Annotated in this window: 23 protein-coding genes; 9 read left to right on the forward strand and 14 right to left on the reverse strand. The window is 66.9% G+C overall.

What is annotated here, in order from left to right:
* Window positions 1-28 precede the first annotated feature (28 nt).
* A complete protein-coding gene (locus tag ACWV8V_RS05225) occupies window positions 29-2812 on the forward strand; it encodes a bifunctional diguanylate cyclase/phosphodiesterase (RefSeq protein WP_259260896.1) in 2784 nt (927 codons plus the stop codon).
* Window positions 2813-2934: 122 nt separating this feature from the next.
* On the opposite strand, the gene ACWV8V_RS05230 is transcribed toward ACWV8V_RS05225, so the two are convergent.
* The 7 genes from ACWV8V_RS05230 to ACWV8V_RS05260 all read right to left on the reverse strand — a co-directional run bounded on the left by ACWV8V_RS05230 (window position 2935) and on the right by ACWV8V_RS05260 (window position 8007).
* Window positions 2935-3528: a DNA glycosylase AlkZ-like family protein gene (locus ACWV8V_RS05230; protein ID WP_455899104.1), complete on the reverse strand. Its 594-nt coding sequence runs from the start codon at window positions 3526-3528 to the stop codon at window positions 2935-2937.
* Between the two features lie 68 nt (window positions 3529-3596).
* Complete coding sequence (locus ACWV8V_RS05235; protein WP_455899105.1) at window positions 3597-3878, reverse strand: hypothetical protein; 282 nt, start codon at window positions 3876-3878, stop codon at window positions 3597-3599.
* A gap of 99 nt (window positions 3879-3977) precedes the next feature.
* A complete protein-coding gene (locus ACWV8V_RS05240; protein ID WP_259260893.1) occupies window positions 3978-5168 on the reverse strand; it encodes a methyl-accepting chemotaxis protein in 1191 nt (396 codons plus the stop codon).
* A 164-nt stretch (window positions 5169-5332) separates the two neighbouring features.
* The gene (gene hflD, locus ACWV8V_RS05245; RefSeq protein WP_259260892.1) at window positions 5333-5947 is read right to left on the reverse strand and encodes a high frequency lysogenization protein HflD; all 615 of its coding nucleotides are present in this window, start codon (window positions 5945-5947) and stop codon (window positions 5333-5335) included.
* The gene (gene mnmA, locus ACWV8V_RS05250) at window positions 5944-7083 is read right to left on the reverse strand and encodes a tRNA 2-thiouridine(34) synthase MnmA (protein ID WP_259260891.1); all 1140 of its coding nucleotides are present in this window, start codon (window positions 7081-7083) and stop codon (window positions 5944-5946) included. The genes hflD and mnmA overlap by 4 nt, the downstream gene beginning before the upstream one ends.
* Window positions 7080-7541: an NUDIX hydrolase gene (locus tag ACWV8V_RS05255; RefSeq protein ID WP_455899106.1), complete on the reverse strand. Its 462-nt coding sequence runs from the start codon at window positions 7539-7541 to the stop codon at window positions 7080-7082. The genes mnmA and ACWV8V_RS05255 overlap by 4 nt, the downstream gene beginning before the upstream one ends.
* Window position 7542: 1 nt before the next feature.
* Complete coding sequence (locus ACWV8V_RS05260) at window positions 7543-8007, reverse strand: hypothetical protein (RefSeq protein WP_259260889.1); 465 nt, start codon at window positions 8005-8007, stop codon at window positions 7543-7545.
* A 95-nt stretch (window positions 8008-8102) separates the two neighbouring features.
* On the opposite strand from ACWV8V_RS05260, the gene clpS reads away from it, so the two are divergent.
* Window positions 8103-8435 carry an ATP-dependent Clp protease adapter ClpS gene (gene clpS, locus ACWV8V_RS05265; protein WP_123729237.1) on the forward strand — a complete coding sequence of 111 codons (333 nt, stop codon included), beginning with the start codon at window positions 8103-8105 and terminating at the stop codon, window positions 8433-8435.
* 376 nt (window positions 8436-8811) lie between these two features.
* Window positions 8812-11091: an ATP-dependent Clp protease ATP-binding subunit ClpA gene (clpA, locus tag ACWV8V_RS05270; protein WP_265307902.1), complete on the forward strand. Its 2280-nt coding sequence runs from the start codon at window positions 8812-8814 to the stop codon at window positions 11089-11091.
* 78 nt (window positions 11092-11169) lie between these two features.
* Here the strand turns inward: clpA and ACWV8V_RS05275 are convergent, their stop codons facing one another.
* The 5 genes from ACWV8V_RS05275 to trxB form a co-directional block, all read right to left on the reverse strand.
* Entirely contained in the window at window positions 11170-11550 is a 381-nt protein-coding gene (locus tag ACWV8V_RS05275; protein WP_259260887.1) for a hypothetical protein, read from the reverse strand.
* A gap of 202 nt (window positions 11551-11752) precedes the next feature.
* On the reverse strand, window positions 11753-11971 hold the full coding sequence (gene infA, locus ACWV8V_RS05280; protein WP_005409596.1) for a translation initiation factor IF-1: 219 nt from the start codon (window positions 11969-11971) through the stop codon (window positions 11753-11755).
* A gap of 86 nt (window positions 11972-12057) precedes the next feature.
* A complete protein-coding gene (aat, locus tag ACWV8V_RS05285) occupies window positions 12058-12807 on the reverse strand; it encodes a leucyl/phenylalanyl-tRNA--protein transferase (protein ID WP_455899107.1) in 750 nt (249 codons plus the stop codon).
* Window positions 12804-13931, reverse strand: coding sequence for a GNAT family N-acetyltransferase (locus ACWV8V_RS05290; RefSeq protein WP_455899108.1), 1128 nt, complete (start codon window positions 13929-13931; stop codon window positions 12804-12806). Before ACWV8V_RS05290 ends, aat begins: the two co-directional genes overlap by 4 nt.
* A gap of 114 nt (window positions 13932-14045) precedes the next feature.
* Window positions 14046-15008: a thioredoxin-disulfide reductase gene (gene trxB, locus ACWV8V_RS05295; RefSeq protein WP_102788476.1), complete on the reverse strand. Its 963-nt coding sequence runs from the start codon at window positions 15006-15008 to the stop codon at window positions 14046-14048.
* 256 nt (window positions 15009-15264) lie between these two features.
* Here trxB and ACWV8V_RS05300 point away from each other — a divergent pair, with 256 nt between their 5' ends.
* The 6 genes from ACWV8V_RS05300 to ACWV8V_RS05325 all read left to right on the forward strand — a co-directional run bounded on the left by ACWV8V_RS05300 (window position 15265) and on the right by ACWV8V_RS05325 (window position 22574).
* Window positions 15265-17622 (forward strand): DNA translocase FtsK, encoded by a 2358-nt coding sequence (locus ACWV8V_RS05300; protein ID WP_121036781.1) that lies wholly within the window; start codon window positions 15265-15267, stop codon window positions 17620-17622.
* A 69-nt stretch (window positions 17623-17691) separates the two neighbouring features.
* Window positions 17692-19665, forward strand: coding sequence for a DUF3857 domain-containing transglutaminase family protein (locus ACWV8V_RS05305; protein WP_455899109.1), 1974 nt, complete (start codon window positions 17692-17694; stop codon window positions 19663-19665).
* A 107-nt stretch (window positions 19666-19772) separates the two neighbouring features.
* Complete coding sequence (gene lolA, locus ACWV8V_RS05310) at window positions 19773-20411, forward strand: outer membrane lipoprotein chaperone LolA (protein WP_259260883.1); 639 nt, start codon at window positions 19773-19775, stop codon at window positions 20409-20411.
* Window positions 20412-20506: 95 nt separating this feature from the next.
* A complete protein-coding gene (locus ACWV8V_RS05315; RefSeq protein WP_455899110.1) occupies window positions 20507-21808 on the forward strand; it encodes a replication-associated recombination protein A in 1302 nt (433 codons plus the stop codon).
* Entirely contained in the window at window positions 21808-22206 is a 399-nt protein-coding gene (gene crcB / locus ACWV8V_RS05320; protein WP_455899111.1) for a fluoride efflux transporter CrcB, read from the forward strand. Before ACWV8V_RS05315 ends, crcB begins: the two co-directional genes overlap by 1 nt.
* Before the next feature lie 95 nt (window positions 22207-22301).
* The gene (locus ACWV8V_RS05325) at window positions 22302-22574 is read left to right on the forward strand and encodes a hypothetical protein (protein ID WP_259260879.1); all 273 of its coding nucleotides are present in this window, start codon (window positions 22302-22304) and stop codon (window positions 22572-22574) included.
* Here ACWV8V_RS05325 and ACWV8V_RS05330 read toward each other — a convergent pair.
* Together ACWV8V_RS05330 and ACWV8V_RS05335 are read right to left on the reverse strand one after the other, a co-directional pair.
* On the reverse strand, window positions 22567-23460 hold the full coding sequence (locus ACWV8V_RS05330; protein WP_455899112.1) for a LysR substrate-binding domain-containing protein: 894 nt from the start codon (window positions 23458-23460) through the stop codon (window positions 22567-22569). The two genes, ACWV8V_RS05325 and ACWV8V_RS05330, sit on opposite strands and share 8 nt — an antisense overlap.
* Before the next feature lie 53 nt (window positions 23461-23513).
* Window positions 23514-24533 carry a helix-turn-helix transcriptional regulator gene (locus ACWV8V_RS05335; RefSeq protein ID WP_455899113.1) on the reverse strand — a complete coding sequence of 340 codons (1020 nt, stop codon included), beginning with the start codon at window positions 24531-24533 and terminating at the stop codon, window positions 23514-23516.
* Window positions 24534-24568: the final 35 nt, after the last annotated feature.

Genomic DNA, 24568 nt, shown 5'->3' on the forward strand with positions numbered 1-24568 from the left:
TGTCGGGTGCGTTATCGGAGTTACAGGCGTGGATCAAGGGATTATCGCGAGTCTGCTGCAGCACCCGCTGGCGTCGGCGCTGGTCATCCTCGACCGTGCTGGTCGCCCGCTCGCGGCCAATCCGGCCGCGCGTGAACACGGCCTGCCGGCGACGATTGCCGCGTACGGCGAGATGTTGGAGGACCTGCGCCTGCTCGCCGCGGATGGCGGCCTGATTCCCTGCCAGCTGCCGGGCGGCCCGGCCGGGCGACTCGATGGCTGGATGCGCGCCGTGCACGATCCGGATGGCCACCTGCTGGCCTTTACCGTGAGCGTGCCCGAGCCGGTCGCCAGCGTCGCCGGCAGCCGCTGGGAAGTGGCGCTGGATCACGCGGGCCACGGGCTGTGGGACTGGGACCTGCCCAGTGACAGTGTGCGCCGCTCGCGGCGCTGGGATGGCCAGCCGATCGAGGAGTCGCACGCCCGCGCCGGCGTGAGCGCGCTGCTGGAATACGTTCACACTGATGACCAGGCGGCCGTTCGTGCCGCTCTGGACGCGCACCTGCGTGGCGAGAGTGCGGCCTACACCGCCCAGTTCCGCGCCCGCCACCCCGATGGCGAGTGGCGCTGGGTGCTGGACCGCGGCCGCGTGGTCACCCGCACCGCCGACGGCCAGCCGCTGCGCATGGTGGGTACCCATACCGACATCCAGGCCCAGAAGCAGATGGAGTCGCTGCTGCTTGAGCAGCAGGTCCACCTGCGTGAGGCGCAGCGGATCGCCAGCATGGGCAGCTGGTCGTGGGACCCGGAGGCGCGCCAGTTCTGGTGGTCGCCCGAGTTCCGGGCCCTGCTGGAGACCGGCGATGACCCCATGCACGGTCGCCGCCACTGGCTGCGCCAGATGGAGCCGCAATCGCGTGGGCGCCTGCGTCGCGCGTGGCGCCGCATGTGGCGCGATGGCGCTGCAGCGACCCTGGAACTGGAGCTGATCCGCAGCAAAGGCGCTGCACTGTACCTGCGGGTGTGGATGCAGCCGCTGGTCGGCCCCGACGGGCGCATCCAGCGCCTGCTTGGTCAGGTGCAGAACATCACCGAGCAGCACCAGACCGATGCGCTGATCCGCTGGCGCACCGAGCTGCTCAACCGCGTCTCCGCGCTCGGCCGCATTGGCGGCTGCGAGATCGAGGTGGCGACCCGGCTCATGCAGTGGACCGAGGAGTGCTACCGCATCCACGGCCTGCGCAAGGAGCCGATCACGCTGGACCAGGCGCTGAGCCTGTACACCCAGGACTCGCGCGACGCGTTTGAGGCGGCGCTGGTCCGGATCGCCGAGGGGGGGCTGCCCGAGCAGCTGGACCTGTGCTTCTACCGGCAGTCCGGTCTGCGCATCTGGGTGCAGGTGCTGATCGAGCTGGACCGTCGCGATGGTCTGCCGACACGCTTCGTAGTGCTGTTCCGTGACATCACCCGCGAGCGCGAAGCCAACGAGCGCATCGAGCTGCTGGCCCATTACGATCTGCTCACCGGCCTGCCCAACCGGATGTTGTTGCGCGAGCAGACCGCCGATGCGATCGAGGAAGCACGCGATCGCGGCAGCCCGCTGGCGATGCTGTTCATCGATCTGGACGGCTTCAAGACCATCAACGACACCTTCGGCCACGCCACCGGCGATGCGCTGCTCAAGGCGGCTGCCTCGCGCCTGCACCAGAGCCTGCGCAACAACGATCTGTTCGGCCGCTTCAGTGGCGACGAATTCATCGTCGTGCTGCGCGACCTGGCCGCACCGGAAGACGCCGGGCATGTGGCACGCAAGCTGATCGCCTCGCTGGCCGAACCCCTGCACCGCGGTGAAACCACGCTCAAGGTCGGCGCCAGTGTCGGCATTGCGATGCTGGATGAGAGCCGCCAGGATTTCGAATCGCTGCTGCGCGCCGCCGACGCGGCGATGTACGCGGCCAAGGAAGCCGGACGCAATACCTACCAGTACTACAGCCAGGACGCGCTGGCCAAGATCCAGCGCAAGCTGGAGATCGAACACGCACTGCTCGGTGCGATCGAACGCGAAGAGTTCACCCTGGCCTACCAGCCCCTGATGCATGCCGAGAACGACCAGCCGCCGGCCATCGAGGCGCTGCTGCGCTGGCATCGGCCCGGGATCGGCTACTGCAGCCCGGCCGAGTTCATCCCGATCGCCGAGAAGTGCGGCGAGATTGTGCGGATCGGCGACTGGGTGCTGGCCGAGGCCTGCCGCCAGGCCGCCGCCTGGGATGCAGCGGGGCTGGAGTTCGACCGTGTGGCCGTGAATGTCTCGGCCGTGCAGCTGCGTGACCGCGGCTTTGCCGAACGCGTGATCGACATCTGCCATGCGCACGGCTGGCCGCCGCAGCGGCTGGAGCTGGAGCTGACCGAGTCGGCGCTGATCCGTGACACCGACGTGCTGCGCCACTGCTTCGATGTGCTGGAGCGTCACGGCGTCCCGCTCGCGGTGGATGACTTCGGCACCGGCTTCTCGAACCTGCATTACCTCAACCGGTTCCCGGTCGGCCGCCTGAAGATCGACCGCAGTTTCGTCCAGGGCATGCTGCACGACGCCGGTACCGCCGAAGTGACCCAGGCAATCGTGCATCTGGGCCATGCACTGGGCATGAAGGTCGTGGCCGAGGGTGTGGAGACCGAACAGGAAGAGGCCATGCTGCGCCGTCAGGGCTGTGATGAGATCCAGGGTTACCTGTACTCGCGTCCGCTGGCCCCGCGTGATCTGGCGCTGTGGTTGAAGCAGGGCCTGCAGACGCCGCCGCGGGAGAGCTATGTAGCGGTGACGCAAAGCGTCTGAGGACGGCCTACGTAGCCTTCTGAGCGACCGTGGGCCTGGCATGGCACTGCCGGCCAGGCGGAGACGGTGTCAAGGGTGACGCCAGCCCTTTGGAGGCACCCTCGACCGACCTGCGCGCTGCCTCAGGGCGAAGCCGAACAGCGCGCTGAGGCGATCACGGTGGATGACCAGTTGGATGCTGCCAGCAGTGATCCGATCGTGGACAACCTCACGCATGGCGGTGCGGAGCGCCTTCCCGCTCCGGAGAAGCAGCAGCTGGTTCGCGGTGAAGACGCCGTGTGCCCTGAGCGGGTCTCGAAAAGATGGACGGCGTACTCGTGATCATCCGGGATGCTTAGGTCCAGATCATCCGGCAGGCAGCGCTCTGCGACCTTCATCAGGCAGGGATCGCCGTTGCAGAAGTGGCGACTTTCCCCTGTGCGTATCGACGACATTCGGGGCAGCGCGAAGCGATAGTCGCGCATCGGCAGGTAGGCAGCGGCGTGGAACCAGTACTCGAAGAGCTTTTTTTCGCTGACGAGATGGTTCAAGCACGCCGGGTCGTATTCCGGGACACGATTCCACAGCACGTGGTGATGTGCGCGCTCGATGACCGACAGCGTGTCGATCTGGACGTAGCCGAGGTGAGAGATGGCATTAAGGGCTCCATCGGCCCCTGGGTTGAACAGCGGGGCCGAACCCATCCCTGGGCATGCAATGCCACCTGTTTCAGGCATTCCTTCATGCGTACTCACCTTGTGTGACGCTGAAGAATACCCGGGTTGGCCGGACCACCGGCCCACGCTCAGCGCGCAGCAGCGCCCAGATCATCACCACTGAGGCCCAGGTCCCACGCCAGGCCGGCGAGGGCCGGATTGATGGGCGCGGTGCCCGGATCAATGGGTTGGCTGGCCAGTTTCGCCAGCTCCTGCCGAGCAAGCTGCTCCAGATGCGCGATCAGGGCGCGGCCCTGCAGGGGAGTGCGGTCTTTGATGGCTGCCTGGAGGGCGCCGTCGGCAATCTGCGCCACGGGCTCCAGGTCGGTGGGTGCTACGGATGCAACGGACAACATGGACGCATTCAACATGGGTCGATCATCTGCAGGCGAGGCGGGTAGTGCAAGCGCAACGGCCCCGGGGTGAGCCGGGGCCGCAGGGTGTGCCGGGGGCGGCACGGTACCGCTGGATCAGAACAGTTCGACCGCGCCGGCGGCCATGCTCTGCTGGGCGACGGCCTTGTGCGGCGGACGCTCCCATTCGCTGCGCATGTCGCGCAGGCGGTTGCCGGTGCGCTGCAGGGCAGTGACGATCTCTTCGTCGATCACGCCGCCATTGCGCTGCAGCAGTTCCTGCAGAGCCACCGCTTCGCGGTTGATCGCGGTCAGGCGATCCAGGTGGGTATGCACGCCGCCCAGGGCCTGGGTGGCGATGTCCTCGAACTGCAGGGCGCGGACCGCTTCGGCCACGCTGCTGTCGATCGCCCGGCCGCACTCGGAAATCTCGCGCATGCCATCGCCCAGCGAGGCATTGATCTGGGCCACGTTGTCGAGCATCGCCGCCGCTTCCTGGCGCGCTTCGCGGGACCGGTCCATATCGCGGGAAGCCATGTGCGAAACCGTCTCGCGGACCTTGGCGATGGCATCCTTGGAGCTGTGGGCCAGCTTGCGGATCTGCTCGTTGAAGGTGGTCGAGCGCTCGGACAGGTTGCGGACTTCGTCGGCGACCACCGCGAACCCACGACCGGCTTCACCGGCACGGGCAGCTTCGATGGCGGCGTTCAAGGCCAGCAGGTTGGTCTGGTCGGCAATCGACTTGACGTCTTCCAGCAGCGCGAAGATGCCATCCAGGTGCTGCGCCATCTGATCGATGTGCTGCACGGTGTTGCTGCTCTGGCCGCTGACCTGTTCCAGCGCTTCCACCAGCTGTTCCATGCGGTGGCTGGCGTGCTGGGCGAAGCGGGCCACGTCGACGCCGGCGCCACCGTCTTCACCGGCGCGGTCGACGATGCGGGCCAGGGCCTGGCTCTGCTGGCGGGACTTGCGGTTCATGGCATCGAAGCTGCCACCCAGGCCGCTGACGGCGTGGCGGATCAGGTCACGGGCGCGTTCGACTTCGCCGCGGGAGCCTTCGATTTCGTTGCCGACGAACGAGCGCAGCTCGCTCAGCAACTGGTCCTGCTCACGCAGGATGCGGGCCTGCTCGGGCGACCGCTGGTTCTGGGCGCGAGCCGTCCACCAGGCGAAGCCCAGCCAGCTGAGCGTCATCGTGGTCAGGATCGCCCAGCGAAGGGCGGCTGGCCACTCGAAGCCGATGGCAACGGGGAGCAGAAGGGTCAGGACCAGTGGGGCGGCCAAGCGGATGAAGAGGCGTGAGTACATGGACGTTCTCGGGGAGGTGCACGGATGCTGTATCGGCCGTACCCCGGTTTGCTTTAGCCGTCCGCTGAATTTTGATGCATCACGGTGGTCCGCCCGTAACCCTCCGCACGCCCCGGCGCCGGCCCGCGCACGGGCCTGGCGACCGGAATTCCAGGCCGTTGGCCTCAGCGCAGCTGGCGGGCAACCGCTTCCAGCATCGCCTTGCGCGAGAACAGGAAGTCCCAGTACTGGCCGCCGGTCTGGCGCCACAACACGGCCGAGCGGACCGCCGAAAGCAGCAGCGCGCGGATCTCGGCCACCACACCGGCCTGGCCGAGGTAATGCGGGTTGCCCTGGACCATCACGCGCGGCTTGAGATTGCTGATGGTGTCGGCGTACAGGCCGCCCAAGCTGGCGAGCACGTCCGGATGGGCGCTGTCGCCCAGCTCGGTGGCCTGGGACTGGGCGCGCTCGATGCCGGTACTGACCTTGGCCACGATCTCGTGCTCGCGCACGAAGCGCCGCTCCAGCTGCAGGACCGACAGCGCCAGCCGCGGCAGGTGCTCGTCCTGGCCCTGGCTGCTCAGGTAGTTGTGCAGCAGGCGCAGCCCGGGGGCGACATGGCTGGCGCTGCCGTAGATCTCCTGCGGGGTGGCAGCGTCAATGCGGAACACGCTGTCCACCGCGGTACGGACCACGGCGGCTTCGGAGTGGCCGGTTTCGGCGATGCGGCGCACCTGCTGCAGGGCCTGGGCGATGCCGGCCAGAGCAAGAACACGGTCGTCGACGGAAAAACTCATGCAGCAGATACCTCGAAAGGAGAAGGGGTGGCGCGCAGGCGCTGTTCCAGCGGAGCGTCGGTGGCGGCGATGACGGCGCCACCCAGGCAGACCTCATCGTCATACAACACCAGCGATTGACCGGGGGTGACGGCGCGCTGCGGTCGGGCGAAGCGCACCGCCAGGGTGCCATCGTCGTGCACGGTGACGGTGCACGGCTCGTCGGGCTGGCGGTAACGGGTCTGGGCGGTGCAGTCGAACTGGCGCGCGGGCGGTGCGCCGGCGATCCAGTGGGCGGTCTCGGAATGCAGCCGGGTCGACTGCAGCCACGGACTCTCGCGATCCTGGTCGACATACAGCACATTGCTGGCGACATCCTTGCCGACCACGTACCACGGCGCCGCCGGGCGACCACGCACGCCACCGATGTTCAGGCCCTCGCGCTGACCCAGTGTGAAGTAGAACACGCCGGGATGTTCGGCGATCAGGGCGCCATCCGGATCGCGGATCTCGCCGCTTTTGGCTGGCAGGTAACGGCCGAGGAACTCGCGGAAGTCGCGTTCGCCAATGAAGCAGATGCCGGTGGAGTCCTTCTTGGCATGGGTCGGCAGGCGCGCATCCCGGGCGATCCGGCGCAGATCGCTCTTCTGCAGGTCGCCGATCGGGAACAGGGTCGCCGCCAGCTGTTGCTGGCCCAGCTGGTGCAGGAAATAGCTCTGGTCCTTGCTGCGGTCGGCGCCGCGCAGCAGGGCCCAGCGTCCGTCGATCTGCGCGATGCGGGCGTAGTGCCCGGTCGCGATGCGCTCGGCGCCAAGCTCGCGCGCGGCGTCGAGAAAATGCTTGAACTTCACTTCGCGGTTGCACAACACGTCCGGGTTGGGCGTGCGCCCGGCGGCGTACTCGGCCAGGAAGTGTTCAAACACGCCCTGCCAGTACTCGCCGGAGAAATCGCGGAAGTGGAACGGAATGCCCAGCAGGCCGCAGACCGCCACGGCATCGCGGCGGTCGTCCTCGGCGCGGCAGTCGCCGCTGCCGTCATCGGCCCAGTTCTGCATGAACAGGCCGGCGACCGGCTCGCCCTGCTGGACCAGCCGCCAGGCGGCCACCGAGGAATCCACACCCCCGGAGACGCCTACCATCACGCGTGGGGTGCTCATCGGGCCTCCCGCACGATCGACAGCGGGTGGCGCTGGCCAGCCAGATAGTCGGCCACCACCTCCCACACCAGCGGGCTGCGCAGGCGGGCAGGGTCGGCCCTCAGTTCGGCGGGTGTCAGCCACAGGGCGCGCAGGATCCCGTCGTCCAGCGGACGGTCGGGATCGTGCGACTGCGGCTCGGCCGCATAGGCAAAGCGCAGGAACGGCGTGCCATCCGGGGCGGTCCACTGGTAGGTGCCGATGAAGGCGCTCAGGCGCACCGTCCAGCCGGTTTCCTCCAGCGTTTCACGGACCGCGGCAGCGGCCAGGGTCTCGTTCCGCTCCAGGTGCCCAGCCGGCTGGTTCAGCACCTGGCGGCCGTCGATGGCTTCCTCGACCAGCAACAGGCGCCCGTCGCGGACCACAACCGTGGCCACGGTGACATGGGGCGCCCAGCGCGGTTCCTGCACGTCATTCACCTCAGTATTCGTCCTGCTCGGTCAGCTCCAGCTCCATCGCATCGGCGGTGCGGATGGCCGCATCGATGGCGTCGCTGAGTGCCTCGGGGGTGGCGTTGGCGTCAACCTTGACCACGAACATCGCCAGCTGATCCTGCTTCACCCAGGCGCCCATCTTGGCATCCTGGGAGTCTTCGAGCAGGCGGTTGGCCACGGCGGCCGGGAACTGCTTGCCCGGCGAGTTGTAGGCCGGCGACCAGATCTCGCGGATCTTGTGCTTGCCGAATTCCTCGACGGTGGAGCGCACGAAAGCCAGCTGGCTGCGGCCATCATCCATGTCGAAGACCATTTTGTAGTCGCCGTCTTCGTCCACCTCGTAGGTGTACTCCAGCGTGTCCAGAGCACGCCCGACAGCCTTGTCCGCTTCGGCCGCATGGGCGCTGGTGGCAGTGATGGCCAGCAGCAGTGCGGCAGCAATCCTTTTCATGAAATCCCTGTGAAAGTCTGGTTGGAGAGTGCAGATTGTGAAGGGCGGTGGGGGGCAACGTCCAATCCGGCGGAGCAGGGCCCTATAATGTGGGGATGCCCCGCGAGACTTCCCACGAAACTCATCACGACCACGGCGTGCTGCTTGAGCCTGCACGCCCCGAGGTCGCGCCACCGCCGATGTACCAGGTGATGCTGTTGAACGACGACTACACCCCGATGGATTTCGTGGTGACGGTTCTGCAGCACTTCTTCTCGATGGATCTGGACAAGGCCACCCAGGTGATGCTCCACGTGCATACCCGCGGCCGCGGCGTGTGCGGGGTGTTCACCCGTGAAGTCGCCGAGTCCAAGGTTGCCCAGGTCAATGAATTCTCGCGCATGAACCAGCACCCGCTGCTGTGCACGATGGAAAAGACCAGCGGCTGACCGTTGGCGCGGGCCAGCACTGCGTGCGCCCGCGATCCGCACTGTTCCACCCACAATGACATCCGGCCCTCAGCGGCCGGCGTGTCCCTGCGCCGTACCTGCTGCGAAGCCCATCCTGGCGGTCCGGCCATGGCAGCCGCGCCACGCCCTTCTCCGCGCGAGCGCCCGTCCGCCGCCACATTCTCGGCTGACCGTGACAGTGCCATCACGGCCAAGCTGCCATTTCGTGGCCGGAAGATCGTGCATGATGGAGGCTCGTCGAATGGACGGAGCGATCAGGCAAGTGCTAACGCCATCTGAACGCACCGATCCGCTAGGGTGATGGAAATCGTGAAGGTTGGCCGCATATTGTTCCTAACTGCCGCCGGAGTTAATCATGTTCAGTAAAGACCTCGAACACACCATCGGACAGTGCTACAAGCGCGCCCGTGAGGCCCGGCATGAATTCATGACGGTGGAACACCTGCTGCTGGCACTGCTCGACAACCCGTCCGCCCAAGCCGTCCTCAAGGCCTGCGGCGCGGATGCCGACCGCCTGCGCCAGGAACTGGAGCAGGCCATCGAGGCCTCGGTCTCGCGCTTGGCCGAAGATGATGGGCGCGATACCCAGCCGACGCTGGGCTTCCAGCGCGTGCTGCAGCGCGCGGTCTACCACGTGCAGTCCTCGGGCAAGAAGGAAGTCACCGGCGCCAACGTGCTGGTCGCGATCTTCGGCGAGAAGGACTCGCACGCCGTGTACTACCTCAACCAGCAGGACGTCACCCGGCTGGACATCGTCAATTACCTCTCCCATGGCATCGCCAAGCTGGGTGAGGAGGGCGAAGTGCCGCCTGCCGCCGATGGCGAAGGGCGTGCGGAGGGGGCCGAGGGCGAAGGCAAGGGCGATGCCCTGGCCGAGTTCGCCAGCAACCTCAACGATCAGGCCCGCAACGGCAAGATCGACCCGCTGGTCGGCCGTGCCGATGAGATCGAGCGCACCATCCAGGTCCTGTGCCGCCGCCGCAAGAACAACCCGCTCTACGTGGGTGAGGCCGGCGTGGGCAAGACCGCGATCGCCGAAGGCCTGGCCAAGCGCATCGTGGAAGGCTCGGTGCCGGACGTGCTCGCCGATGCGGTGATCTACTCGCTGGACCTGGGCGCCCTGGTGGCCGGGACCAAGTACCGCGGCGATTTCGAGAAGCGCCTGAAGGGCGTGCTGACCGCGATGAAGAAGCTGCCCAACGCAGTGCTGTTCATCGATGAGATCCACACCATCATCGGTGCCGGCTCGGCGTCGGGTGGCACCATGGATGCCTCCAACCTGATCAAGCCGGCCCTGGCCTCGGGCGAGCTGCGCTGCATCGGCTCGACCACCTTCCAGGAATACCGCGGCATCTTCGAGAAGGACCGGGCGCTGGCCCGCCGCTTCCAGAAGATCGACATCGTCGAGCCGACCGTGGGCGAAACCTACGAAATCCTGCAGGGCCTCAAGCCCAAGTACGAAGCCCACCACGGCGTGACCTACGCCGATGACGCGCTTCAGGCCGCGGTGGATCTGTCGGTCAAGCACATCAACGACCGTCTGCTGCCGGACAAGGCGATCGATGTGATCGACGAAGCCGGTGCCCGCCAACGGCTGCTGCCGGACGGTGAGCGCAAGGAACTGATCGACATCGAGGAGATCGAGACCATCGTCGCCAAGATGGCGCGGATCCCGGCCAAGCAGGTCAGCGCGACCGACAAGGACGTGCTCCAGCATCTGGAGCGCAACCTGAAGATGGTGATCTTCGGCCAGGACCCGGCCATCGAGACGCTGTCCTCGGCGATCAAGCTGGCCCGCTCGGGCCTGGCCAATCCGGAAAAGCCGATCGGCAACTTCCTGTTCTCCGGCCCGACCGGCGTGGGCAAGACCGAGGTGACCAAGCAGCTCGCGCTGCAGCTGGGCATCGAGCTGGTCCGCTTCGACATGAGCGAGTACATGGAGTCGCATTCGATCAGCCGTCTGATCGGTGCTCCTCCGGGCTATGTCGGGTTCGACCAGGGCGGCCTGCTGACCGAGAAGATCGTCAAGACCCCGCACTGCGTGCTGCTGCTGGACGAGGTGGAAAAAGCCCATCCGGACATCTTCAACATCCTGCTGCAGGTCATGGACCGCGGTGTGCTGACCGACACCAACGGCCGTGAGGCGAACTTCAAGAACGTGGTGCTGGTGATGACCACCAATGCCGGCGCGGCCCAGGCCTCGCGGCGTTCGATCGGCTTCACCCGCCAGGACCATGCCACCGACGCGATGGAGGTCATCCGCAAGAGCTTCACGCCGGAGTTCCGCAACCGTCTGGATGCGATCGTGCAGTTCCAGGCGCTGGGCTTCGAGCACATCCTGCGCGTGGTGGACAAGTTCCTGATCGAGCTGGAAATGCTGCTGCAGGAAAAGCACGTCAGCCTGTCGGCCACCCCGACCGCGCGCGACTGGCTGGCCCACCATGGCTTCGACCCGCTGATGGGTGCGCGCCCGATGGCCCGCGTGATCCAGGACAAGATCAAGCGTCCGCTGGCCGACGAGCTGCTGTTCGGCAAGCTGGTCAACGGTGGCAAGGTCAGCATCGACGTCCGCGACGACCAGTTGTTCGTGGAGACCGAGGCCGAGCCGGAGCGTCTGCTGCCGGCCACGGTGTAACGCCGGCCTCGACCGCGGTGATGAAATCGAAAAAGCCCCCGCAAGGGGGCTTTTTTTGTGCGCGGACCTGCGGCTTGCTCAACGGCGCATGCGTGCCTTGCGGGCGAATTCTTCGGCGCTCAGGGGCTCCACTGCAGCCACGGCGCAGCTCTGTGAACTGGTCTGGAGCTTGGTCACCCCGGCGCCGCACAACTGACCGTCCTGGCCGGGGGTGGCGAACGTCAGTTTCGGGGACATCGCAGCGCTGGTGCAGGAGCGTTCAAAGCGCACGAGGTAATGCTGATCGCCGTTGCGCAGCAGTACATCGCGATCGGCGCGGTTGCGCACCACCTGCTGGTCGGAGGACAGGGTGATGCAGTCGGCGGGTGCGGCGGGCTCGGCGGCCTGGGCCGACGCAGCGGTGGCGACGCAGGAGGCGAGCAGGAGCAGGGAGAGCAGGCGCTTCATGGCGGGGGCCATCGGGCAGGATCCGGATTGGATCGAGGGACAGCGTGAACCGTTGCGCGCAAGGGCGAATCTGCATCAAGGCATCCTGACCGACGTCAGGGTGCACTGGGTCAGGGTGCCGCTTGGCAGGGTAAGGCCGCTGCCGGCTGAATGCCGCCCACGCAAAAAGGCCAGCACCTGGCTGGCCTTCTGGCGGGAACAACCCCCGGACCGCTTATTTCATGCGGTAGGTGATGCGACCCTTGGTCAGGTCGTACGGGGTCATTTCGACCTTGACGCGGTCGCCCGTCAGGATGCGGATGTAGTTCTTGCGCATGCGGCCGGAGATGTGGGCGATGATTTCATGCCCATTTTCCAGTCGTACGCGGAAAGTGGTGTTCGGCAGCGTCTCGCTGACGGTGCCTTCGAACTCGATGGAGTCGTCTTTCGACATGTAGTCCTGTGCAGTTCTGTAACCGGCCGAGCTGGCCTGAAGAGCGGGCATTTTACGCGCGTCGGGCGTTTGATGCAAAGTTTTGGTTAAGACCGGTCCGGATCAGCGATTTCGGCGGCGGACAGCGTGCCGAACAAATCCACCCAATCGCCTGCGGCGACTGGCTGTTGGACCTGTTCACGCACCAGCGCGAGAAAGCGCTGCCGCGGCCAGTGCTCTGCCCCCATGCGCAGCAGGTGGTCGTTTTCGACCTGCGCATCGATCAGTGGCCATCCCCAGCTGGCCAGCCGATGGGCCAACCCGGCCAGGGCGACCTTGGAGCCGCCCGATGCCGCACTGAACATGCTTTCCCCGAAAAACATCCGCCCGATCGCCACCCCGTAGATGCCACCGACCAAGGCATCGCCATCGAATACCTCCACCGAGTGCGCGAAGCCGAGCCGGTGCAGGTCGACATACGCATCGCGCATGTCACGCGTGATCCAGGTGCCGTCCTGGCCGGGGCGCGGGCTGGCTGCGCAGGCATCGATCACCTGCTCGAAACACGTATCGGCGCGCAGCGCCCAGGTGCTCTGGCGCAGGGAGCGACGAAAGCGGCTGGACAGGTGCACGCCGTCGGTGCGGAACACCATGCGCGGGTCCGGCGACCACCACAGCAGCGGTTGGCCCTCGGAGAACCACGGGAAGATGCCGCCCGCATAGGCATTGAGCAGCCGCACCGGGGAGAGGTCGCCGCCGAGGGCCAGCAGGCCGTCGGGATCGCGCAGGGCGGTCTCGGCGGGCGGGAACGGGGCATCGGGCGCGTCGTCCAGGCGCCAGGGCAGGTGGCGGGTCACGCCGGGTCGGCCTTGAACGGACTGTGCGAGGCCAGTACACGTGCGTAGTGGGCGATCTCGGCACGTTCCTGTGCGCACCACGCGATCAGTGCCTCGGCGAAGGCCGGCTCGGCGATCCAGTGCCGGCTGCGCACCCGGTGCGGCAGGAAGCCGCGCGCCAGCTTGTGCTCACCTTGGGCGCCGGGCTCGAAGCGGGCCAGTCCTTCGCGCAGGCAGTAGGCGATGCCCTGGTAGTAACAGGTCTCGAAATGCAGGCCGGGCAGGGTGGCGCCGCCCCAGTAGCGCCCATAGAGCGTGTCCGCGCCACGCAGGCACAGCGCACCGGCGACCGGCTCGCCATCGAGCACCGCCAGGAAGATCACCAGCGCGCGCGGCATCGTGCGGGCGAGATGCTGCAGGAACGGCAGCGTCAACGCGGGCGAGTTGCCGTACTCGGCGAAGGTCTGCAGGTAGAAGCCGTGCATGGCGCGCAGGTCAGCCTCGGTCGCCTCATCGCCATGCACGATGCGATACGTGACGCCGCTGCGCGCGAGCTTGGCCCGTTCCTGGCGGATGTTCTTGCGGTGCTTGTGGTCCATCGCGCCGAGGAAGTCGTCGAAGGTCTCCCAGCTTCCGGGGTTGTGCCACTGGAATTGGATGTCCTCGCGCAGCAGCCAGTCCGGGCTGAAGGCGGGGTCTTCGTCGGCGGGGTGGAAGTTGATGTGGGCCGAGGACCAGCCCAGGCGCGCCACTTCGCCCGCCAGCGTCGCCAGCAGCGCGCCACGATCTTCTGTCGTGCGGGCGAGCACTCGCGGGCCTGTCACCGGCGAATACGGCACCCCGCCCAGCCACTTGGGGAAGTAGTCCAGCCCGTGCTGCGCGTAAGCGTGGGCCCAGGCGTGATCGAACACGAACTCGCCGTGGGAGTTGTCCTTGAGGTAGCCGGGGATCGCCGCGACCAGGGTGTCCCCGTCCCACAGGGTGAAGTGGCGCGGGCGCCAGCCCCACTCCGGGCGCAGGCAACCGTGTTCTTCCAGACCCGCCAGGAAGGCATGCGACAGGAAGGGGTGGCGGCCGTCGTGCAGGGCGTCCCAGGCAGCGGCGGGGACATCGGACAGGCGATACAGGAAACGTGGATCGGGCATGGGCAGAGGATAGAGCAGGCGGGACGGGCGCAGGGCGTGCGGAACGTACTGGTCAGTAAAAAGGCCGGTGAATGATTCACCGGCCTTCGTGTGCTGCGCGATACGGGCGGCAGATCAGCTCGCCTGACCCTTCGCATCCAGATAACGCTCGGCATCCAGCGCGGCCATGCAGCCGAAGCCGGCCGAGGTGATCGCCTGGCGGTAGTGCTGGTCGGCCACGTCGCCGGCGGCGAACACGCCCTCCACCGACGTCTGGGTGGCGTTGCCGCCCAGGCCCGAGCGGATGTCCAGGTAGCCGTTGTTCATGGTCAGCTGGCCATCGAACAGGCTGGTGTTGGGGTGGTGGCCGATCGCCACGAAGAAGCCATGGGCCTCGATGTCACGGGTGCTGCCGTCCAGCGTGGACTTGACGCGCACACCGGTCACGCCGGCGTCGTTGCCCAGCACTTCGTCCACCTGGTGGTGCCACACGGTCTCGATCTTGCCGGCGGCGACCTTGGCGAACAGCTTGTCCTGCATGATCTTTTCCGCCTTGAGAGTGTCGCGGCGGTGGACCAGGTAGACCTTGCGGGCGATGTTGGACAGGTACAGGGCCTCTTCCACGGCGGTGTTGCCGCCGCCGACCACGACCACGTCCTGGTCACGGTAGAAGAAGCCATCGCAGGTGGCGCATGCGGACACGCCGCGCCCCTTGAAGGCCTCTTCGCTGGGAATGCCCAGGTACTTGGCGGTGGCGCCGGTGGCGATGATCAGGGCGTCGCAGGTGTATTCGGCGCTGTCACCGATCAGCTTGAACGGGCGCTGGGAGACATCGGCGGTGTGGATGTGATCGAAGATGACCTCGGTCTCGAAGCGTTCGGCGTGCGCCTGCATGCGGGTCATCAGGTCCGGGCCCATCAGGCCGTGCGCATCTCCAGGCCAGTTGTCCACCTCGGTGGTGGTCATCAGCTGGCCGCCCTGCTGCAGGCCGGTGATCACGACGGGCTTGAGGTTGGCGCGCGCGGCGTAGACGGCGGCGGTCCAGCCGGCCGGGCCGGAACCAAGGATCAACAGGCGGGAGTGCTTGGAGTTGCTCATGTAAGCTCGCAATAGAAGGTAGGGCGGGACGCTGGCAGGGTGATTGCGCGGCGTCCGAGCGAAGTCATAGAGTGGCGGCAGGGGCGGGGCGATTCAAGGCGCGCAGTGGAACGCGGCGACCCATCGGGCATCGGGACATCGGCGCCGCAGGGTTTTTGACGGAGATGGCGGGGCCCGGTGTTCGAAGGGACTGAAAAGCGCAGCCCAGTCGTTTATTATCAAGCACTAACAGTGCATTCCCAAGGTGTGGTCTAAGGTGGCGAAACAGGTCCCGGAACGAGCCAAGGCGTCCGACAGCAAGGCAGCGCCGCGCAAACCGGCTGGCGAGGACAATCCGCGCCGGCAGCGCCTGTGGCGCGACCTGGGGTTGATCGCGGTCGCCCCGGCATTGCTGTATCTGGTCGCCAGTCTGTTCACCTACTCGGCCACCGACCCCGGTTGGTCGCATACCGGCAGCGTGGTTGCCCCGGTCCACAACATGGGCGGTCGCGCCGGTGCCTGGATCGCCGACGTCCTGCTGCAGCTGTTCGGCTACATGGCCTTCGTGCTGCCGATCGTGCTGGGCGCACTGGCCTGGATCGCGATGTTCGGGCTCAAGCGCGAGGCCAAGGGCGAGCATGATCTGGATCCGGCGCTGCGCCTGGTCGGCCTGGTCGGGTTCCTGATCGCCGGCACCGGCTTCCTGCACCTGCGCCTGTTCGTGGCCGATGTGGCCCATGCCGGCGGCATCCTCGGCAAGCTGGTGGGCAGCTCGCTCAGCGTCGGTTTCGGCGCATTGGGCGCCAACCTTTTCGTACTGGTCCTGCTTCTGGCTTCGATCACCCTGGCCACGGGCATTTCCTGGTTCGTGGTGATGGAGAAGATCGGCAACTGGGTGCTGGCGCTGCCGCCGCTGTTCAACAAGAAGAAAGAGCAGGCCACCGAGTGGCAGCAGACCCGCGCGATGCGCGAGGAACGCCAGGAAGTGCGCAAGGTCGACGCCGAGGTCCGCGCCAAGCGCGAGCCGGTCAAGATCGAGCCGCGCCCGGAGCCGGTGCTGGAGAAGAGTGATCGCGCCAAGCGCGAGACCCAGATTCCCATGTTCCGCGGGGTCAACGGCGATGGCTCGGATGTGCCGCCGCTGGCGCTGCTGGATGATCCCAAGCCGCAGCCCAAGGGCTACGACGAAGGCACGCTGGAGACGCTCTCGCGCCAGATCGAGTTCAAGCTCAAGGACTTCCGCATCGATGCACAGGTGGTCGGTGCCTATCCCGGCCCGGTCATCACCCGTTTCGAAATCGAGCCGGCCCCGGGCATCAAGGTCAGCCAGATCAGTTCGCTGGACAAGGACATCGCGCGCGGTCTGTCGGTGAAGTCGGTGCGCGTGGTCGATGTGATCCCGGGCAAGTCGGTGGTGGGTCTGGAGATCCCCAACGTCACCCGCGAGATGATCTATCTGTCCGAGCTGCTGCGCTCAAAGGAATACGACAAGTCCGCCAGCGTGCTGACGCTCGCGTTGGGCAAAGACATCGCCGGCCGCCCGACCGTGGCCGACCTGGCGCGCATGCCGCATCTGCTGGTGGCCGGCACCACCGGCTCGGGCAAGTCCGTGGCGGTCAACGCGATGGTGCTGAGCCTGTTGTACAAGGCCTCGCCGAAAGACCTGCGGATGCTGATGATCGACCCGAAGATGCTCGAACTGAGCGTCTACCAGGGCATCCCGCATCTGCTGGCGCCGGTGGTCACCGACATGAAGGAGGCCGCCAACGGCCTGCGCTGGTGCGTGGCCGAAATGGAGCGGCGCTACAAGCTGATGAGCGCCGTGGGCGTGCGCAACCTGGCCGGCTTCAACAAGAAGGTCAAGGATGCCCAGGACGCCGGGCAGCCGATGATGGACCCGCTGTTCAAGCCCAACCCGGAACTCGGCGAGGCCCCGCGCCCGCTGGAGACGCTGCCCTTCATCGTCATCTTCATCGACGAATTCGCCGACATGATGATGATCGTCGGCAAGAAGGTGGAAGAGCTGATCGCGCGCCTGGCGCAGAAGGCGCGTGCGGCCGGCATCCATCTGATCCTGGCCACCCAGCGCCCCTCGGTGGACGTGATCACCGGCTTGATCAAGGCCAACATCCCGACCCGTATCGGCTTCCAGGTCAGCTCGAAGATCGATTCGCGCACCATCCTCGATCAGTCCGGCGCGGAAACGCTGCTGGGCCACGGCGACATGCTGTATCTGCCGCCGGGCACCGCGTTGCCGGACCGCGTGCATGGTGCGTTCGTCTCCGATGAGGAGGTGCACCGCGTGGTCGAACATCTCAAGGCCAGCGGCCCGACCGACTACATCACCGGCGTGCTGGACGAAGTGCAGATGATGGGCGATGGCGTCGTGGTCGGCCCCGGTGGCCTGCCCGAGGCAGGCGGCGGTGGCGGCGATGAGTCCGATCCGCTGTACGACGAGGCCCTGCGCATCGTCACCGAAACACGTCGTGCCTCCATCTCCGGCGTGCAGCGTCGCCTGAAGATCGGCTACAACCGTGCCGCGCGCCTGATCGAAGCGATGGAGGCGGCTGGCGTGGTCAGCCCGCCCGAGCACAACGGCGACCGCAGCGTGCTGGCGCCGCCCCCGCCCAAGTAACGCCGGGCCCGGCCTGGCTGCGTAGAACCCGGGCGCGGCCCGGGTGTTGCCGAGCACAAGGAACCTGCAATGAAGCCGATGATCTGGACGATGCTGGGCGCCATGACGCTCGCGCCCGTAGTGGCGTGGGCCGATGCCCAGCCCGTGCCGGCACCCGTGACACCCGTGGCACCGCCCACCCCGGGCGGGCAGAGCGGCCCGGCCGCGGGCGCTGAAGCGCAGGCCAACAACAACTTCAGCTTCGTGCGCTATCGCGCCGACTACGTGGTGCGCCCGGATGCGGGCAATACGCAGACCGAAGCGTACGAGATCCTGCTCAAGACCACCTCGGCGGTCGAGCAGTTCAGCCAGGTGCGGCTGAGCTACAGCGAGAAGATGGAAACGCTGGAGGTGCTGCAGGCCTACACCCTCACCGCCGATGGTCAGCGTCGGGACGTGCCGGCCGACCGCATCTACACGCAGGAAAGCTATTCCAGCGCGGCTGCGGCGATGTACGCCGACCGCAAGGTGCGCGTGGTGGTGTTCCCGAATCTGGCGCCCGGTACGCGCGTGGTCTACCAGACCCGGCGCACCCAGAACACGCCGTACTTCCCGGGCTACTTCGGCCTGTGGGAAACCTTCAGCGTGTTCACCCAGTACGACGATGCCCGCGTGACCCTGAGCGCGCCTGCCGATCTGCCCATGCAGGTGGAACAGCGGGGCGTGCAGGGCAGCCAGGTGCCGCGTGTGCGCAATGGCATGGCGCACTGGGAATGGACGTACCGGCGCACGGATCCGCTGAAGGCGCAGAACTGGTCCGCCGCCGCGTGGGAGTACAGCCCCACCATCATGGCCAGTACGTACCGTGACTGGTCGCAGGTGGCGCAGGCCTACCAGCTCAAGGGTGGCGAGGCCGCCGCTGTCACGCCGCAGATCCAGGCGCTGGCCGACGAGCTCACCCGTGGCATCACCGACCGTCGCGAGCAGGCCGCCGTGCTGTACCGCTGGGTGGCGCAGAACATCCGCTACGTGGCGGTGTACCTCGGCAACGGCGGACTGGAGCCGAACCCCGCGCAGAGCATCCTCGACAACCACTACGGCGACTGCAAAGACCATGTCGTGATCCTGGAGGCGTTGTTGGCTGCGCGTGGCATCCAGAGCACGCCGGTGCTGATCGGTGCCGGCGGAGGGCCGACGTTGCCGGCGATTCCGCTGCTGGGCCGTTTCGACCACGCCATCACCTACATCCCCGAGTTCGACCTGTACCTGGACTCGACCGCGCCCTATGCGCGTGTTGGCCAGCTGCCCGAGGGCGATCTGGGCGTGCCGGTGCTGCATACCCGCCAGGCGGTGGTGGCGCGCACCCCGGCCAACGATGCCTCGCGCAACGGCACCGGGATCGAGGCGGCGTTCCGGTTCGATCCGGCGGGCAATCTGTCTGGCCAGACCGTGCTTCACCCGAGCGGCGTGACCGAGATTGGCATGCGCGGTGCTTTCGCACGGCTCAACGCGCAGAACCGGGCGCGCGCCGAAGAATCGATGATGGCCGCATCCGGCTTCGACGGCAGTGGCGCACTGACACTGCTGGGCGACCCGCAGGACCTGACCCGGCCGTTCAACTTCCGCTATGACTTCCTGGCCAGCGACTACGTCGATTTTGGCGTGGTCGGCGGGATGGTGCTGCCTGACGCCCCGGGCAGCCAATCGTTCCGTGACCTGTATGCCAGCACGTCGGCGCCGGAAAACGCCACGCCGTTCTATTGCAACGACAGTCTGCGCGATGAGCGCTACCAGCTGACGTTCCCGGCGAACGTGCCGATCGTAGCGATCCCGCGCAGCCAGCACTTCGCCAATGCGGCGGGTGAGTACCAGGTGGACTGGACGCGCGAGGGGCAGGTGATCACCGCGAACCATCGGCTGCACCAGCGGGCCGTGCGTGGGGCGGATGCGCTGTGCCAGCCGCAGGATTACGCCGCCTTCCGTGAGCTGTACCAGCAGGTCCGTCGCGGCTTCCGCGGGCAGGTGGTGTATGGGGATCTGAAGACGGTGCAGGCCGGGCCGTAAACCGCGTTCGGCAAGCGGCTTCCAGCGCATAATGTGCCCCTGATCGCCCATTCAGGATTGAATGGGCACACTGCCTCCCATCCTTCCCATTCGCCTGGATACCTCGCATGCACACCACCTTCCGCCGCTCCCTGCTTGCCGCCACCCTGGTCGTGGCCAGTGTCGGCTCGGCTTCGGCCTGGGCAGGCGCCCGCGATGAGCTCAACCGCTTCACCCAGGGCCTGAAGGGCCTGGACGGACAGTTCAGCCAGCAGGTGTTCGACAGCAAGGGCAAGGTCAAGGAAACCACCAGCGGCCGCGTTGCGTTGTCCGCGCCGCGCCTGTTCCGCTGGGAATACATCAAGCCGCACGAGCAGCTGATCGTGGCCGACGGCAAGAAGGTCTGGGTCTACGAGCCGGACCTGGAGCAGGCCAGCGTGCGCCCGCAGGGGCAGGAAGAGCAGAACAGCCCGCTGACCGCGCTGATCAATCCGGCCCTGCTGGACAAGCAGTACGACGTCAGCGAAGAGGCCGCCGTGCGCGATGGCCTGCAGTGGCTGTCGCTGAGCCCGAAGCGTGAGACCGACACTGCCTTCCAGTACGCCGCATTAGGCTTCAATGGCCAGGGCCTGGCCCGCATGGAAGTAGTAGATGCGGTGGGCCAGCGCACGGTGATCAGCTTCACCGGCTGGAAGCGCAACCCGAGCTTCGCCTCGGGCACCTTCAGCTTCACCCCGGCCAAGGGTGTGGACGTCATCGGCGAGTAACGGCCGCGGGCGTTCGGCCGCGATAGAATAGAGACGTGGCCAGAAACCGAACGACTTTCAATGAGCCCGATCTGCTGACCGTGGATCGGGACAACATGCGTCCGCTCGCCGAGCGGATGCGCCCGCAGACGCTGGATGAGATGGTGGGCCAGAAGCGCCTGCTTGCACCGGGCAGTGCGCTGCGCCGGGCGGTCGAATCCGGCCATGTGCACTCGATGATCCTGTGGGGCCCGCCAGGCTGCGGCAAGACCACACTCTCGCTGCTGCTGGCGCATTACGCCGATGCCGAGTTCCGTGCGATCTCCGCCGTGCTGTCCGGGTTGCCGGAGGTGCGCCAGGTGCTGGCCGAGGCCGCGCAGCGCTTCGCCGAGGGGCGCCGCACGGTGCTGTTCGTGGACGAGGTGCACCGCTTCAACAAGGCCCAGCAGGATGCGTTCCTGCCGCATATCGAACGCGGCACCATCGTGTTCGTGGGCGCCACCACCGAAAACCCCTCGTTCGAACTGAACTCGGCGCTGCTGTCGCGCTGCCGCGTGCACGTGCTGGAGTCGGTTTCTCCGGCGGACATCGTGGAGGCGCTGGAGCGTGCGCTGCAGGACACCGAGCGTGGCCTGGGCGCGGAGCAGCTGCAGGTCGCGCCGGAGGCGTTGCTGGAGATCGCGACCGCCGCCGATGGCGATGTGCGCCGGGCCTTGACCCTGCTGGAGATCGCGGCCGAGCTGGCCACTGGCGACGGCGGGCGGATCAGTCCGGAGATGCTGGTGCAGGTGTTGGCCGATCGCACCCGCCGCTTCGACAAGGGCGGCGAGCAGTTCTACGACCAGATCTCGGCGCTGCACAAATCCGTGCGCAGCTCCAACCCGGATGCCGCGCTGTACTGGCTGACGCGCATGCTCGATGGTGGCTGTGATCCGTCGTATCTGGCACGTCGCCTGACCCGGATGGCGATCGAGGATATCGGGTTGGCCGATCCGCGCGCGCAGTCGATGGCGTTGGAGGCGTGGGATCTCTATGAGCGCCTGGGCAGCCCGGAGGGCGAGCTCGCGTTTGCGCAGCTGGTGCTGTATCTGGCCAGTACCGCCAAATCGAACGCCGGCTATGCCGCCTTCAACAAGGCCAAGCAGGAAGTGCGCGAGACCGGTACCCAGGAGGTGCCGCTGCACCTGCGCAACGCGCCTACCAAGCTGATGAAGGAGCTGGGCTACGGCAAGACCTATCAGTACGATCACGATGCCGACGGTGGGATTGCGCTGGATCAGACCGGTTTCCCCGATGCGATGGGCGAGCGGGTGTATTACGAGCCGGTGCCGCGTGGGCTGGAAATCAAACTGAAAGAGAAGCTGGACCGGCTGCGTGCAGCGCGTGCACAGGCGCGTGCGGAGAAGGGCGCGGACTGATGGACGGCATCGGCCTGTGGTGGCAGCAGCTCGGGCTGGTGATGGCCGGTGGCGCACTGGGCGCGGCACTGCGTTTCATGATCGGCGATGCGATGCTGCGCCAGTTCGGCACTGGCTTCCCGTGGGGCACGCTGACGGTGAACCTGGTGGGTGCATTCGTGGCGGGTTACGTGATGATCTGGCTGCAGAGTCGGGGCACGGCCGCGGTGTACTGGCGCGCATTCCTGATCGTGGGGATCGTGGGCGGGTTGACCACGTTTTCGTCGATGATGCTGGAGTCGCTGGTGTTCACCCGCGCGGATCGAAGCCTGATGGTGCCGCTGTACCTCGGGGTGAGCCTCGTCGGCGGGATGCTGCTGGTGTGGGCGGGCGCGCGCGTGGCAGAGGGTTGGCGCTGACGCGCGCGTCGCAAACGCAGAAATCCACGGAAAACGCTGGATTAAAGTGATGTCTCACGATATCGTGCGCGCCCCCGTTTGCATCCTCGTCCGTCATGCGCGATGAACAAGACCCCGGAACACTGGAACTGACGCTGCCGCGCAAGCGCGGCCGTCCGCCCACGTTCGGCTACGCGATGACCGATGCACAGCGTGCGGCCCGATACCGTGCGCGCCGTGCCGGTCAGGCCGGCCACGCCGATGTGCGCAACTGCAGCGACATGGTGCTGCTGGACAAGATCCGCGCCTCGATCACCGCCAAGGATCCGGAACTGACCGGCTTCCTGGTGCACGTGCTCTGGCAGCGCTACCCGCTGCAGCTCAAGTAAGCGTGCCCGCCCGTTCCTGATCGAGCAGGCCCGTCAGACGCACGGCCAGGGCTTTGACCAGCGGGTCGGCGGTGGCGCGACGGAGCAGGGCGATTTCGAACGTATCGATCGGCGGCAGACCCTGTTCGACGCCCAGCACGGTGTGCTCTCGACTCAAGGCGCGCGCCGGCAGCAGGCTGATGCCCATGCCATCGGCGACCGCGCCTTGGATGCCGCTCAGGCTGGAACTGGTGAAGCTGATCCGCCAGCGGCGGCCGAGTGCTTCGATGGCATCGATGATGTCGTCGCGGTACAGCCCGCGCGGCGGAAAGGTGACCAGTGGCACCGGGTCCAGGCCGATGCAGCCATTTCGGGCACTGTCGATCCAGACCATGGTCTCCGGCCAGCAGGCCACGGCGGCGCGGCTGTTGCGGCGCTGCTTGACCAGGATCAGATCGAGCTCGCCGTGATCGTAGCCATTGGCCAGGTCGCGGCTGAGGCCGCTGGTCACTTCGAGCTTCACCTGGGGGTGCTCGCGGTTGAAGGCGCCGAGCAGTTGGGTGGTCGCGGCGCTGACGAAGTCCTCCGGCACGCCCAGCCGCACAGTGACGGCCACCGTGGTGCCGGCCAGCGCTTCGAGCAGTTGGTCGTTGAGTGCCAGCAGTTGGCGAGCATGGCCGAGCACGAGCTGGCCTGCATCGGTGGGATGCACATCACGATTGCCCCGCACCAGAAGTGGATGGCCCGCCATCTCCTCCAGCCGGCGGATCTTCTGGCTGATGGTGGATTGGGTGGAGTGCAGGCGCGCGGCGGCCGTGGTGAAGCTGGCGCAGTCGGCGACCATGACCATGGCGCGCAGCAGGTCCAGATCGAACAGGGTGCGATTCGGTTTTTCACTTGCGGTCATGCTGTCATTGTGAATCGCAATGGCTGTCGGCGCCAACACCGACGCGCATGCGGTCAGGTGCTGTTGGTGCCTGCCGAGGCCTCCGACGGTTCGCTACGGGCCAGGCTGCGGCTGATCCGCTCGCCCGCCTCGCGCATGGCCTGATGCAGTGCAGGGGGTCCCAGCACCTCGAAATCCAGACCCAGTGCCAACAACCAATACACCACCGTGCCCAAGGGGTTGGCGGCGCAGCGCAGCAGGCAGCGCCGGTCATCGACCGCCTCAAGTTCTCCGGCAGATGCCGGGATCTGCTGGCGCATCACCGACAGCGGTGCGTGCAGGATGATCCGTGCCGGCTCATGGTGCTGGCCCAGCGAGAGCGCGCGGGCGACCCACTGGCGCAGATCGCCCTCTCCGGGCCCTGCGCGCGGCGCGAAGTGCGCACCCACCACCGGTGCGCTGGCGATCCGGTCGATGCGGAAGGTGCGCCAGTCGTTGCGCCCGGTATCCCAGGCGACCAGATACCAGCGGCGATCGGCATGCACCACGCCCTGTGGCTCGACCTGGCGTGCACTGGAGATGCCCTCACGGTCGGTGTAGTCGAAACGGAGTTGGACCTGGTCGCGGCAGGCGCAGGCCAGGGTGGTCAGCCGCCCGGCATCCACCTGCGGGCCGATCGGGTTGGCGGGCAGAACCGCCGAACGCAGCGCGGCCAGCCGGGGGCGCAGTCGCGGTGGCATGGCCTGTTCGATCTTCACCAGCGCCGTGATCGCGGTCTGCTCGATGCCGCTGATGGTGCCGGTCACGGCGGTCCGCAGCGCAACCGCCGCCGCCAGCGCTTCCTCGTCATCCAACAACAGCGGCGGCAATGCACGCCCCGGGCGGAACGCATAGCCGCCGGCGACGCCGGTGCTGGCGTGGATGGGGTAGTCGAGCTGGCGCAGGCGATCAATGTCACGCCGGAGCGTGCGCGGATGGATGGCCATGCGCTCGGCCAGCTCGCCGCCGGCCCAGTGCGGGCGGGATTGCAGCAGCGAAAGCAGGCTCAGCAGGCGGGCGGAAGCGGTCAGCATGCGCGGCAGCGTAGCAGTCATTGCGGGCCGATTCTGTCCGCAATGCTGCCTAGTCT

Source organism: Stenotrophomonas sp. Ker107b (genome assembly GCF_053847245.1).